At 48.3% G+C, this 13819-nt stretch carries 13 protein-coding genes; 3 read left to right on the forward strand and 10 right to left on the reverse strand.

The genetic code is table 11. The features are described 5' to 3' along the window. Nucleotides 1–44: 44 nt before the first annotated feature. From hisS to EJE48_RS01040, 4 genes are read right to left on the reverse strand one after another with little or no spacing between them, the layout of a single operon-like run. Entirely contained in the window at nt 45–1295 is a 1251-nt protein-coding gene (gene hisS / locus EJE48_RS01025; protein WP_118581655.1) for a histidine--tRNA ligase, read from the reverse strand. Beyond that, nucleotides 1292–2764, reverse strand: a complete 1473-nt coding sequence (gene hemZ / locus EJE48_RS01030) for a coproporphyrinogen dehydrogenase HemZ (protein WP_243107937.1) — start codon at nt 2762–2764, stop codon at nt 1292–1294. The genes hisS and hemZ overlap by 4 nt, the downstream gene beginning before the upstream one ends. Beyond that, nucleotides 2764–3216 (reverse strand): D-aminoacyl-tRNA deacylase, encoded by a 453-nt coding sequence (dtd, locus tag EJE48_RS01035; protein ID WP_016407142.1) that lies wholly within the window; start codon nt 3214–3216, stop codon nt 2764–2766. Before dtd ends, hemZ begins: the two co-directional genes overlap by 1 nt. A 21-nt stretch (nt 3217–3237) precedes the next feature. After that, nucleotides 3238–5481, reverse strand: a complete 2244-nt coding sequence (locus tag EJE48_RS01040) for a RelA/SpoT family protein (RefSeq protein WP_174707763.1) — start codon at nt 5479–5481, stop codon at nt 3238–3240. A gap of 273 nt (nt 5482–5754) precedes the next feature. Here EJE48_RS01040 and EJE48_RS01045 point away from each other — a divergent pair, with 273 nt between their 5' ends. The 3 genes from EJE48_RS01045 to EJE48_RS01055 are packed head-to-tail and all read left to right on the forward strand — an operon-like array spanning nt 5755 to nt 8197. Continuing rightward, entirely contained in the window at nt 5755–6477 is a 723-nt protein-coding gene (locus EJE48_RS01045) for a tRNA 2-thiocytidine biosynthesis TtcA family protein (protein WP_016407144.1), read from the forward strand. A gap of 14 nt (nt 6478–6491) precedes the next feature. Then, on the forward strand, nt 6492–7553 hold the full coding sequence (locus EJE48_RS01050; protein WP_118581661.1) for a tyrosine-type recombinase/integrase: 1062 nt from the start codon (nt 6492–6494) through the stop codon (nt 7551–7553). A 5-nt stretch (nt 7554–7558) separates the two neighbouring features. Beyond that, nucleotides 7559–8197: an NUDIX hydrolase gene (locus tag EJE48_RS01055; protein ID WP_016407146.1), complete on the forward strand. Its 639-nt coding sequence runs from the start codon at nt 7559–7561 to the stop codon at nt 8195–8197. Nucleotides 8198–8255: 58 nt separating this feature from the next. On the opposite strand, the gene ylqF is transcribed toward EJE48_RS01055, so the two are convergent. The 6 genes from ylqF to recJ form a co-directional block, all read right to left on the reverse strand. Then, nucleotides 8256–9206 (reverse strand): ribosome biogenesis GTPase YlqF, encoded by a 951-nt coding sequence (gene ylqF, locus EJE48_RS01060; protein ID WP_118581664.1) that lies wholly within the window; start codon nt 9204–9206, stop codon nt 8256–8258. Between the two features lie 30 nt (nt 9207–9236). Then, nucleotides 9237–9827 carry a signal peptidase I gene (gene lepB / locus EJE48_RS01065; RefSeq protein WP_016407148.1) on the reverse strand — a complete coding sequence of 197 codons (591 nt, stop codon included), beginning with the start codon at nt 9825–9827 and terminating at the stop codon, nt 9237–9239. Between the two features lie 131 nt (nt 9828–9958). Continuing rightward, a complete protein-coding gene (rplS, locus tag EJE48_RS01070; RefSeq protein WP_016407149.1) occupies nt 9959–10303 on the reverse strand; it encodes a 50S ribosomal protein L19 in 345 nt (114 codons plus the stop codon). A 149-nt stretch (nt 10304–10452) separates the two neighbouring features. After that, nucleotides 10453–11400: an AEC family transporter gene (locus EJE48_RS01075; protein ID WP_118581667.1), complete on the reverse strand. Its 948-nt coding sequence runs from the start codon at nt 11398–11400 to the stop codon at nt 10453–10455. A 64-nt stretch (nt 11401–11464) separates the two neighbouring features. Further along, nucleotides 11465–11980 (reverse strand): adenine phosphoribosyltransferase, encoded by a 516-nt coding sequence (locus tag EJE48_RS01080; protein ID WP_118581670.1) that lies wholly within the window; start codon nt 11978–11980, stop codon nt 11465–11467. A gap of 12 nt (nt 11981–11992) precedes the next feature. Continuing rightward, nucleotides 11993–13768: a single-stranded-DNA-specific exonuclease RecJ gene (recJ, locus tag EJE48_RS01085; RefSeq protein WP_160117288.1), complete on the reverse strand. Its 1776-nt coding sequence runs from the start codon at nt 13766–13768 to the stop codon at nt 11993–11995. Between the last annotated feature and the right edge of the window lie 51 nt (nt 13769–13819).

The following is a 13819-nucleotide window of genomic DNA, read 5'->3' on the forward strand; positions in this document are numbered from 1 at the left end:
GAAAGAAGGTTCTCCCAAGGCTCTGTATTCATTCTGTTTTTGTTTTATTTTCCGCATTTTTCCTTGAGGATTGCAGGCAAATCTGCCAGAGCAACCTCGCTCTTTTCACTGTTTGCCATATCCTTCAGCTCTACTCTGCCGCTTTCCAGTTCAGAATCACCAAGGATAACGGAATATTTTGCACCAATCTTATTGGCATATTTCATCTGTGCCTTTACACTGCGTTCCACAGTATCGCAGTCCGCCTGAATGCCTGCCTTTCTCAGCTCATAGGTCAGAGACTGTGCTTTCAAAAGTCCCTTTTCGCCCATAGAGCCGATATAAACATCTCTCTCAGGTGTTTCGGTAATGGCACCATGCTGCTTTTCCAGAATCATAATCAGTCTTTCAATCCCCAGACCAAAACCGACTGCGCCTGTAGGCTTTCCACCGATTTCCTCAACCAAATTATCATATCTGCCGCCGCCGCATACGGTCAGCCCGTCGGATACAAATTCAAAAACCGTTCTGGTGTAATAATCCAGACCGCGCACAATCTTAGGGTCAATGGTAAAGGCAATGCCGTTTGCAGTCAAAATATCCTGCACCTTCTGAAAATGTGCCGTACATTCCTCATCCAGACAATCCAGCACAGAGGGCGCATTTGCCACAATCTGCTGACAGCTTTCTTCTTTGCAGTCCAGCACACGCAGAGGATTCTTTTCAAAACGCTCCTTACAGGTCGGGCAAAGCTTGTCCAGGTTCTGTCCGATAAATTCCTTCAGTGTTTTGTTGTATCTTGCACGACATTCGGGGCAGCCAAGGCTGTTCATGCGCAGCTCTACGCCCTCTACCCCCAATTTCTCCAGTAAAGCAGTTGCCACAGAAATAACCTCTGCATCCTGCGCCGCACTGTAGGAGCCAAGCATTTCAATGCCGAACTGGTGGAACTGTCTTTGTCTGCCTGCCTGTGTATTTTCACAACGGAAGGTCGGGGAAATATAATACAGCTTTGTGGGCTGTGCCTGATTGTGCATCCCATGCTCCACATACGCACGCACTGCACCTGACGTTCCCTCCGGACGAAGTGTCAGACTTCTGTCCCCATCATCCGTAAAGGTATACATTTCCTTCTGCACAATATCTGTGGTTTCGCCAACCCCTCTGGCAAACAGCTCTGTAAATTCAAACGCGGGCGTGCGGATTTCACCAATGCCGAAGGTTTCGCAAATGCGTCTCATTTTCCCTTCGATTTCCTGCCAAGCCTTCACCTCTGCGCCGTAAATATCCTTTGTCCCTTTTACCAACTGAATCATACGTTACCTCCTTGGGGCAAGCCCGTTCTCTTTCTTTCTATCATTTCCTCTATGCGACCGATATAATCCTCAATGCTTTTTACGTTGAACACCCGTTCAATGCGGTCTGTTTCGGGGTCAACCGTTTTTGTGCTCGCGCCTGCGCCCGCCGCAAGGATAGTCTGCTTTTCCTCCATAATCTGTACATTATAGATGCCTTCCTTGCCGGGATGACAATAGCCGACATTTTCAAAATTGCCAACCATATTTTTCTGGCGATACATATAATACGGCTCCATGCCCATCCTCTCGGCGTATTCCGCGGAAATATCAAGCATTTCCTCCAAGGCTTCTGCCGTTGTCATGTCATGCTGTGCCAGCTCCTCTCTGAGTCGAGAGGCACGCTTGACCGCAAGCGTATGCACCGTCACGTTATCGGGTGCCAGCTTCATGATTTCTTCCATGGTATTGCGGACATCTGCGGCATCCTCTCCCGGCAGACCCAGAATCAAATCCATATTGATATTCTGATGTCCTTCCTCTCTTGCCTCGCGGAACACCCGACGGATATCCTCCACCGTATGCTTTCTGCCTACCGCACGCAAGGTCTTATCGTTCATCGTCTGCGGATTGATGGAAATGCGGTTCACGCCGTACTCCTTTAAAAGCCGCAGCTTTTCTCTTGTAATCGTATCGGGGCGACCTGCCTCAACGGTATATTCCATGCTTTCATCCGGATGGAACAGCTCCTCCACCTTTTGCAGCAGACGTTCCAGCTGTGCCTCATTCAAGGAGGTCGGTGTGCCGCCACCGATATAAATATTCTTCATCACGAAGCCTCTGCTGTATGCCGCAAGCCAATCCAATTCTCTGAACATGGCATCCAGATATTCATCCACCCGATTTTTATACTGATGGAGCGGATACGCCGTAAAGGAGCAGTACAGACATCTGGTTGGACAGAAGGGAATCCCGATATACAGGCTGATTTCCTCAGGGCGGTTATCCTCCAGAATTTTTCGTTCCGCCTTTGCCACCTTGAGCGCCAGTGCCGCCTTATGCGGCATCACAAGATAATCCTCCGTCAGAAAAACAAGACATTCCTTGTCCGTTTTGCCCTCCTCCAACAGGCTGCTGATGAGCTTTGCAGGGCGCACGCCTGTCAGCAGTCCCCATTGGGGGCGAATTCCCGTTTCCGCCTTCAGCAGCTCATAAATCGTCCGCTTGATGATGCGCTTCTGTTCCTTTTCCGTCAGCATTTTTTCGTCATATTCCATCGACCATGCGGAAGCCTTCTCCCCACGGCGATAAAGCATTGCCGAAGCAATGCCCTCTTTCATCTCGCTTTTTACGGTAATCTCCGCATCTGTCACTGTGTCCGTGCGGATATAATGGCGGTTTGCCAGAAATACCTGTATCATTGTCTGCACATCGTTTTGCAGCTCATGTCCCTCCAGAACATAGCTGATGGTTTCCGTATCCATACGCATCAGAACAGCTTTTCACTGTCAAGCAGCAGTGTCACAGGGCCATCATTGACAAGGGCAACCTTCATATCTGTCTGGAAAATGCCATGCTGCACCTTCTTGATGCCCAGTGCTTCTGCCTTTGCACACAGCTTATCGAACAATTCGCTTGCAATTTCGGGTGCTGCCCCGCTGCTGTAGCCGGGTCGTCTGCCCTTTCTTGCATCCCCGTACAGGGTGAAGTTAGGCACAATCAGCAACTCTCCTTCAATATCCAACAGAGAAAGATTCATCTTGCCGTTTTCATCCTCAAAAATACGCAGATTGATGACCTTATCCAGCATGTAATCAATGGTTTTATCCGTATCTGTCCCCAGCATGCCAAACAGCACCATAATCCCCTTGCCGATTTCTCCGACCTTCTGTCCGTCAATGGTTACACTTGCTTCTGTCACTCTCTGTAATACTGCTCTCATTTCTTCCTCCTAAACCCTATATCAGCCCAGACCGGAAACACGCTCCACCTCTGTCACATCACGCAGATTTTTCAGACGTGTGACCACGCGCTCCAGCTGTTCCTTTGTTTTAATTTCAATCGTAACATTCAAAATTGCCTGCATATCCTTTGTGGTTCTCACATTAAAGCCCTTTACGGAAATATCATCATCCGCCAGCTGACGGCTGATTTCCACAATCAAGCCAACCCTGTCATTCGCTACAACCTTCAGCTCCGCCAGATAAGAGGTATTGCTTTCTCCCTTGGCAAACTGCGTATCCCATTCGGCATTGATCAAGCGTCCGCGTTCCTCGTTGCTCAGATTGATCACGTTGATGCAGTCGGTACGGTGAATCGTAACCCCTCTGCCGCGTGTCACGAAGCCGATGATTTCATCCCCAGGCACCGGACTACAGCATTTGGAAAAACGCACCGCAACATCCCCGATGCCTTCCACCACAACGCCGCTCTTGCTTTTATGCTTTTTCACAGGCTTCTGGTCGATGGTCTTTTCAAAATCCTTCAGCGCATCCTCTGCCGTCTGCGTCTTTCTCTTTTCCTTTAAATATTCATCCTTCAAGCGGTTAACAACCTGCCCCTCCTTCATGCCGCCGTAGCCGACAGCAGCCAGAAGCGCATCCCATGTCTTGAAATCGTATTTCACCAGAACGATTTCTTCCCATTCGGGGCGCAGCAAATCCTGCGGCTGATACCCCTTTTTCTTGATATCTGCCAGAATCATTTCGCGTCCACGGATGATATTTTCTTCCTTTTCTTCCTTCTTGAACCACTGCTTGATTTTTGTTCTTGCCTGTGCTGTTTTAACAATGGCAAGCCAATCTCGGTTCGGTCCCTTGGAATTCTGAGAAGTGATAATCTCTACAATGTCCCCGTTCTGGATTTTATGATCCAGCGGAACGATTTTATTATTTACCCTCGCGCCGACCATCTTATTGCCGACTGCCGAGTGAATCATATAGGCAAAGTCAATCGGGGTAGAATCCTTCGTCAGCTGGATAACATCCCCCTGCGGTGTAAAGGCATACACCTGTGTGCTGTAGATATTCAAATCCAGCTTAATGGTATCCAGATATTCCTTATTATCGGACATATCCTTCTGCCATTCCATAATCTGCCGCAGCCATGCCAGCTTTGCTTCCTCACTTTTCTGCGCCTTGCTCGATTTTTCGTTCGCTCTGCCCTCTTTATATTTCCAGTGGGCTGCGATACCGTATTCGCTTGTGCGGTGCATTTCCCATGTACGAATCTGCACCTCAAACACCTGCCCATGCGGGCCAATCAGCGTATTGTGCAGCGACTGATACATATTCGGCTTTGGCATAGCAATATAATCCTTAAACCGTCCGGGCATGGGGGTATACGCCGTATGCACAATCCCCAGAACGGCATAGCAATCCTTCACGCTGTCCACCAGCGCACGGATAGCGAACAAATCATAAATCTGGTCAAGGGTTTTATTCTGGTTCACCATCTTCTTATAAATGCTGAAAAAGTGCTTTGTTCTGCCGTAAACCTTCCCCTTGATGCCGGCCTCGTTCATCTTCGTCTGTAATTCCTGCACCATGCTCTGCACGAACTGGTCACGTTCTTCTTTTTTCTTCTGGATTTTTGCCGCCAAATCGAAATACGCATCCGGATTCAGATATTTAAAGCACAAATCCTCCATTTCGGAACGGATTTTGGAAATACCCAGACGATGCGCCAGAGGAGCGTAAATATCCAGTGTTTCCTGCGCCTTCTCCCTCTGCTTTTCGGGTGTCATATAGTTTAACGTCCGCATATTGTGCAGTCTGTCCGCCAGCTTGATTAAAATAACACGAATATCCTTTGCCATGGCAAGGAACATCTTGCGGTAGTTTTCTGCCTGCGCCTCTTCCTTTGTGGTATAGGAAAGCTTGCCCAGTTTCGTCACACCATCCACCAATGCAGCAATTTCCTCGCCGAACAGGTGTGTAATATCCTCATAGGTATAAGGTGTATCCTCAATAATATCGTGCAGAATCCCTGCCGTGATGGTCTCCATATCCAGCTCCAGCTCCGCCAGAATATATGCCACCTTCAAAGGATGGATGATATATGGTTCGCCTGATTTTCTCTTTTGTTCCTTATGCGCTTCCACCGCCAGCTTATATGCCTTTTCCACCATGGAAAAATCATCGGACGGATGGTAGGTTTTGATTTTATCAATCAATTCCTTATATAATTGTTCATCAATCTCTGCCATACTCATCACCCCCTCTTATTGATAAAAATTTCTAATAATTTTGTCGAAAAAAGATTATAAAAATTATTATACAGTTTTATATGTATATTTTCAAGAATATTTCCACAAAAGTATGCCCTTGGGCGCAAGATTCTTTTGTCCTTTACAGTCTTTCCGCTTTTTCCGAAAAAAACTCCGCGACTCTTTTATTTTTTCCTTCCTTCCGCTATAATCTATATAAGATAAGTATAGATTATACCGCATGATAGATGCAGGAAACAAAGGAGTATTCACATGAAATTACAGAAATTATTAAGCTATGTGCGCCGCGCAGTAGATGATTATAGTATGATAGAGGAAGGCGATAAAATCGCGGTCGGCATTTCCGGCGGCAAAGACAGCATCTGTCTTCTGGTCGCCCTCAAGCATTTACAGCGCTTCTATCCCAAGCGGTTTGAGCTGGAGGCAATTACCGTCTCCCTCGGTCTGCCCGGTGCAAGCTATGACGGCATACAGGCACTCTGCAATGAGCTGGGTGTGCATTATACCGTTGTGGAAACCGATATCGGCAAAATCATTTTTGATGAGCGAAAAGAAAAAAATCCCTGCTCTCTCTGTGCAAAAATGCGGAAGGGCGCATTGAATGATATGGCGGAACAGCTTGGCTGCAATAAGATCGCTTTGGGGCATAATAAGGATGATGTTGTGGAAACCTTCTTTATGTCTCTGCTTTATGAGGGTCGCCTGAACTGCTTCGCTCCCGTTAGCTTCTTGGACAGAAAAAAACTCTATTCCATCCGTCCGCTGATGTATGTGCCGGAATGGGAATGTCGCAGCTTTGTCAATAAAAGCGATATCCATATCGTAAAAAACCCCTGTCTTGCCGACGGAAATACCAAACGGCAGGAAACCAAGGAGCTTCTGGCAGAGCTTTCCCTACGGTATGATAATTTGCAGGAAAAGGTATTCGGTGCCATCAAGCGTTCCTCCCTAAAGGGTTGGAATCATGAGGAATAAGGAAGGTGAGCCTGATGTCTGATTACCGTGAGGAACTGAAAAATAAGGAAACCCTGCGTCTTCGGGAAATCCAGAGGGAGCTGCCCTCCTTTGTGCAAGCCTTCTTTCGCGGCATCGCACAGACCACCTCTACTAAAACCCGTCTGGCGTATGCCTACGATCTGCGAATTTTCTTCCGCTATCTTTATGAGGAGCATCGCACCCTCGGCGGCATCGAGCCGAAGGATTTGACCGCAGCGCATTTGAGCGAGGTCACCTCTGAGGATATTGACTGCTTCATGGAATATCTTTCCTATTATATTCGCCCCGATTATGAAAACCCCGCCTATGGCAAGGAAATGCACAACGAGGAAAAAGGGAAATCCCGTAAGCTTGCCGCAGTGCGGATGCTGTTTAAATATCTGTATAAGAAAAAAATTATATCGGCGGACCCTGCCTCTCTGGTCGATACCCCGAAAATCCACGAAAAAGCTATTGTGCGTCTGGATGTGAACGAAATGGCAAACTTTCTGGATGCAGTGGAAAGCGGCGAAAAGCTGACCGACCGCCAGAAGGTCTTCCATGAAAAAACAAAAAAGCGCGACCTTGCCATGATGACGCTCCTGCTTGGGACGGGGATGCGTGTTTCCGAATGTGTCGGTATCAATATTAAGGATCTGGATTTTCAGAATAACGCCGTCAAGGTTACCCGTAAGGGTGGCAACGAGGTTTTCCTCTATTTCGGCGAAGAAGTACGGGAAACCCTTGCGGATTACTTAGAGGAACGGCAGAACGCCCTAACCAAGGACGAAAATGAAGATGCCCTCTTTCTTTCGAGTCAGGGCAAGCGCATCGGCGTGCGGACGGTGCAGAATATGGTCAAAAAATACGCACAGGGCGTTACAATCAAAAAAATCACCCCCCATAAGCTGCGCAGTACCTTCGGTACAAATCTCTATCAGGAAACGGGGGATATCTACTTAGTGGCGGATGTGCTGGGGCATGCCGATGTCAATACCACCCGCAAGCATTACGCCGATATCGAGGACAGCCGTCGCCGCATGGCAGCAACCCGCATCAGATTAAGAAAGGACTGAGCCCCATGGAACATAAAAACTGTCTGAAAAAAGTCACCGCTGTTTTTTCCTCGCATGAAGCAGCCCCCATTTGGAAGCTGCGCCATTTCGCCGTTCTTGCTCTGCTGACAGAGATAGGCGGAGAACTGCATTTCATTCTGACAAAACGCGCCGCAGGGGTAAATCAGCCGGGGGATGTCTGCTTTCCCGGCGGACATCGGGAACAGGGCGAAACCCTCGTGGAAACCGCTCTCAGAGAAACCGAGGAAGAAATCGGCATCTCTCAAAAGGATATTCGCCTTCTAGGGAAAAGTGACTTCATGCTGACGATTTATCGTGGCATGATTCAGCCCTATATCGCCTATATCCCCTATGAGATTTACAAAACCGCAGTCCCAAATCCCAAGGAGGTTGCGGAAATTTTCACCGTCCCCCTGCGTTTCTTTCTGAAAACCGAGCCGGAGCGGCATGATACCGTCTGGAAGGTCATAGAATCCCCCGATTTCCCCTACGAAAAAATCGAAGGCGGCAAAAACTACCCCTTTAGCAAGAGCAAAACCACACAGCTTTTCTATGAATATAACGGGCATATCATCTGGGGCTTCACCGCACAGGTGCTTCGCAATATCATCGAGATTCTAAACGAGTCTAAGCTGAAATTTTAAAAGCAGCTAAAAAAGAAAACCATAGAATCTGGTATCCGCCAGTCCTATGGTTTTTGTGTTATTTCTTCTTTTTATTATTGTAGGCCTTTTTCCGTTCCTTATCCAAAACCGCTTTTTCCGCCGCCCTTGCCTTCTTCTGCTCCAGCATCACATCAATATCCTCCGGCAGCTCCAATGTCAGCCTGCCAAGCTTGCCGCCACGGTATTCATCCATCAGAATTTTGCCTGCGCGTTCCAAATCAGGTTCGCCGCCCTTTTTCTTAAAACCGCGCGCCATCGCGATTTTTTCCAGAATTACATGCGGCTCCTCAATCGTATCGAATGTAATCTGATACCGATTCCGCAGACAGTCGGGATTTCTGGAAATCATGTGATTGATAAAGGCAAGCGCCATATTTTCGGGGTCAAGAATATCATCATTGATTGCCCCCGTAAACGCCAGCTTCAGCCCCACCTGCTGGTCCTCAAATTTCGGCCAGAGGATGCCCGGCGTATCGAGCAGCTCAAAATCCTTTTTTAATTTTATCCACTGCTTGCCGCGGGTCACACCGGGTTTATCCCCGGTTTTCGCCGTTACCTTCCCCACATATTTATTGATAAACGTGGATTTCCCCACATTCGGGATACCCACAATCATGCTGCGGATAGGGACATTGATACGCCCTCTTGCTTTCAGCTTCTCAATTTTTTCCTTCATTAAGCTGCGTGCCGTTTCCGTCACCTCGCCCAAGCCGTTGCCCTTCAGCGCATTGATGCGAATCACGCGGAAGCCCTGCTTTTCAAAATATTCCTGCCAGATATCGGTTGCCCTTTCGTCCGCAAGGTCGCATTTATTCAGAAGCAGGATACGGTGCTTATTCTTCGCAAGCGTATCCAAATCCGGATTTTTGCTGCTGTATGGAATTCTTGCATCTACCAGTTCGATGACAATATCCACCAGAGAAATATTTTCCTCCATCATTCTGCGGGTTTTTGTCATGTGCCCGGGATACCATTGAATATTGTTCATAGCTACCTCTTTCTATTTTCACTCATGTTTTTATTTGATAAAGCCAATGGAGCTGAAGGGATACAGGCGGAACACAACCTTCCCCATCAGGTTCTCCTTCGGAATCGCGCCGACCGATTTTCTGCGGCTGTCGGAGCTTGCGTTTCTGTTGTCCCCCATCACAAAATAGCTGTTTTCGGGAACTGTATAAGGGTACTCAATATTTCCCTTTGTATCCATCGGCGCTTTGATATAGTCCTCCTTCACCAACTCCCCATTGATATACAGAGAGTATATCGTATCTTCCTCGTCACCATTATCTCTGAGGTCAATTACATCCCCGGGCAGACCAATCACACGCTTGATGATATTTTTCTTTTCGTCATTCAGGCGGCAGATAACAATATCTCCCTTTTTCAGCGTACCGAAGGAGGTGCTCAGCTTATTGATAAACACAAAATCGCCATGGTAAAAATTCGGCTCCATGGAAGACCCCTTTACCAGAACCGTCCCCATTACATTACGCAAAACCACAATCACAACAACCAACAGCACCAGCTGCAGCAGCATGGGCATTCCCTTCTTTTCCTTTTTTCTTCTTGTAGGCTTCTGTTCTTCCTGCTTTTCAATTGCCTGCTCCATTCCAAAGACCTCCTTTATCCAAACGCATTTTTTCGTCAAAGGCAAAAGCCCTTCTGCCTCTCACGAAAAAAGTCTCGATGAAACTTGTTCATCGAGACTGCTTTTTCTCGTTCCGGTACAAAATGTACAGCTTATTTCAGAACTTCTTTAACCTTAGCTGCTTTACCAACTCTGTCTCTCAGGTAGAACAGTTTAGCACGTCTTACAACACCACGTCTTACAACCTCGATACGGTCGATTCTGGGAGAGTGTACGGGCCATGTTCTTTCAACGCCAACGCCGGAAGCGATACGTCTTACTGTGAAAGTTTCTCTGATGCCGCCGCCCTGTCTTTTGATAACAACGCCTTCGAACATCTGCAGTCTTTCTCTTGTACCCTCTACTACTTTAGCATAAACACGGATTGTGTCGCCAACGTTAAAAGGAGTTACTTCGCTTTTCAGCTGTTCATTTTCCAGTTCTCTGATGATATCCATTGTATTTCCTCCTTATGCACCTTAGACGTTCTTACCCCGTCCCTTTGACAGCGGCATTGGACCGTCCGTAATCAACACGAAAAATTATACCACGCCCGAAAGGACATTGCAAGCACTTTTTTCCGAAAAATAAAGGTTTTTCAGGCTTTTCAGACTGCTCCGTAAAGCTTTGCGGCAAGCAGCACGCTTAACGGCAGCGTTGCCATGGAAAGAACCGTTGTCCAAAGCACAATATCCGAGGACATCTTATCCCCATAGCCGTATCTGCCGACCATCATCGGCACGACCGCCGCCGATGGCATGCAAACGGAAAGCAGGAACACCGACTTTGCAAGACCATCCGCAGGAATAAAAAGCATTGCAAGAATTGCCAATGCAGGCATCCCAATCATCTTCACCACACTGATTTCCAGTGCTGTTTTTTCTTTAAAGAGCTGCACGATGCCGCTGCCGCCTGCCAATGCGCCAATATAAATCAGAGAAAGCGGTGTAGATAAATCCCCGACCTTTGTCAGAAAGCCAAGCACCACTGTCGGCACAAATCTTGCGGTATGCGTCACCGCAAGCAGAAGCCCCAGCAGGATGGAAATGCAGTTCGGATTGATTGCTCCCTGTAAAAAGCTTTTCCCGATTGCCGCCGCACCTGTCGCCTTCTTGTCTGAAATCAGATATACACCATACGACCAAAGATACAAATTCAGTGCCAAAACCCCCGCAGACATATAGATAATCCCCGCCTGCCCGAAGAAAATCATCGTAACGGGCAAGCCGATAAAGCCTGTGTTCAGGGAGCCTGCGGTCAGGTCAAGCATGGGCAGAAGGCGGCTGTCCAAGCCTCTTTTCCGCCCGTATTGCCGCATCAAAAAGCCAAACACAACCATCATGGCTGCCTGCCCTGCGGCAGAAAAGAGAAATGCCTTCAGCACCCTGTCGGTAATCTCAATCCCTGCAATCGTAGTAATCAGCATCGCAGGAATCGTCACGCGCATGACCATATTGCCTACGTTTTTATTTGTTTCCATCGGCAAGTATCCCTTTTTATTGCAGTAATACCCCACCAGAATCAACCCAAAAAGTATAAAAAATTGTCCGTACATACCTTATCCCTCATCTATTCTTTTATAAAAAGAAAGAGCGGCAGTGCCACCCTTCCTTTTTTTCTCATTCGTAATGAATCACAGCCTCAACTCTGCAATCGGGCAAGGCCTTTCTGCCGTTCAGAAAATCCAGTTCTATCAAAAATGCGGAGGCAACGACCTCTGCGCCCATTTCCTCTACCATCTCCATAATCGCCTTTGCTGTGCCGCCTGTTGCCATCAGGTCATCTACAATGACAACCTTCTGTCCGGGCTTGATGGCATCCTTATGAATTTCGATGGTTGCCGTGCCATATTCCAGCTCATATTCCTTGCTGATGGTTTCCGCAGGCAGCTTGCCCGCCTTTCTGACAGGAACAAAGCCCTTCCCCATATTATACGCCACGGGCATCCCGAAGATAAACCCTCTGGATTCGGGGCTCAGCACCAAATCAAAGGAAACATCCGCAAGGCTTGCCGTTATGGCATCCACAGCGTCCTTCAGCCCCTCTGCATCCTTCAGCAGTGTTGTAATATCGCGGAAGATCACACCCTTCTGAGGGTAATCCTCAATCGATCTGATCTTATCCTTTAAATCCATCCCATATCCTCCTCATTTTGCAAATCGAAAATCCTTTAGTATCAACTGTACATTGCTTCTGCCGCGATAGCTGTTGATTTCAATGCTATACACAATATCCAGCAGCTGCGGCAAAAGCCCACTGTTTATTATTTTATCACAATCCTCTGCCGGATACAATGCTTTCAGCATTTCTCTGAGCGGTTCATAGCCATCAAAGGAGATTGCCGAAAGGCGAATCCCGTTTTCCGGCTCGGAAAGCGTCAGCCGCAGGATATCTTTATTCTTCCCTATCAAATCCACACGGTCAGCATGAATCCCCTTGGATGCAAATAACGGCGCAGGGTTGCCCTTGCCGAAGGGCGCAAGTGTCTGCAATTCCTTTGCAAGCCCTAAGTCAATCTCCGCAAAGGAAAGTGCATCCTCCAGCCGCAGAATCGGAATCATCTGCTCCTCCGTCAGGGTACAGCCTTCATTGAGCCGTCTGCGCAGAACGGGGATGTTTTCTACAGGCAGAGAAAGCCCTGCCGCCATGGCATGTCCGCCAAAGCGCGTAAATAAATCCCGATTGGCAAACAATGCCTCAAACAGATGATAGCCCTCAATGCTTCTGCCTGAGCCCTTTGCTCCGTCCTCGCTGCCCGTAATCAGGATGGTCGGGCGGTAATATTTATCCTTGATTCTGCCTGCAACAATCCCTGCAATGCTTTCGTGAATCTCCGCATCATACAGCACAAGCACCCTATCCTGCAAAGCGTCGCCTTCCTGCAGGGCGATATCCGCACGCTCCGCCGCTTCCTCTGTCAGCTGCTTGCGTTCCGCATTGAGCATCACCAGATGCCTTGCCTTCTCTCTCGCTTCCTTCTCATTCTGCGTGCAGAAAAGCTCCACCGCAAGCCTGCCGCTTTCTAGCCGTCCTGTCGCATTGATACAGGGCCCAATGATAAAGCCGATATGATATTCCGAAATGACCTTATCCGAAAGCCCTGCCTCCTCAATCAGCACGCGCAGTCCAATATTTTCCGTTTTGCCAATTTCCGCAAGCCCCATCTGCACAAGCGCACGGTTCTCCCCCAGTAAATCCACAATATCGCAGACGGTCGCAATGCCTGCAAAGGTCAAAAGCTGTCGTTCCAGCCCCTCATCCGTAATTTCAAATATCTGCAAAAGGTGATGCGCAAAGTAATAGGAAAGTCCTCCAGCGCACATCTGCTTAAAGGGATAGGGGCAGGCTCGCTGCTTCGGGTCAATGATGGCATCCGCCGCAGGCAGAATATCCCTGCGCTCCTCTCCCTCGCCCCGAAAGCCGGGCTCATGGTGGTCAAGCACTACAACCGTCATGCCCTTTTCCTTCGCAAGCGCAATTTCCTGCAACGCCGCAATGCCGTTATCACAGGTAAAAAGCACTTCTATGCCTTCTGCCGCAAGCTGCTCCACCGCCCTCAGGTTCAGCCCATAGCCCTCCTTCTGCCGATGCGGCAGATAAAAAACAGCATTGCCGCCACATCGCAGAATCGTCTGATATAAAATAGAGGTGCTCATCACCCCGTCCACATCATAATCTCCATACACGGCAATTCTCTTTCCTGCGCGAATCGCTTCCGCAAGCAGAGAGACTGCCTGCGAAAAATCCTTCATTTCCAGCGGATTTCCTAATGCCGCCGTACCACCGTAGAGAAAGCTCCTTGCCGCCTGTCTGGAAGATAGCTCCCGATTGGCAAGCACTGCTGCTGTTGCCCGGCGGATACCCAAATCCCGCGCCATTGCCGCCGTATCTATTTTCGTTCGTTTTAAAAGCCAGCGTTTCATGCCGCCACTCCTTTCATACCCCTCCATCATACCATAGCAGGGCAAAAGAAA

The sequence above is a fragment of the Anaerotignum faecicola genome, from assembly GCF_003865035.1.
Taxonomy (GTDB): domain Bacteria; phylum Bacillota; class Clostridia; order Lachnospirales; family Anaerotignaceae; genus Anaerotignum_A; species Anaerotignum_A faecicola.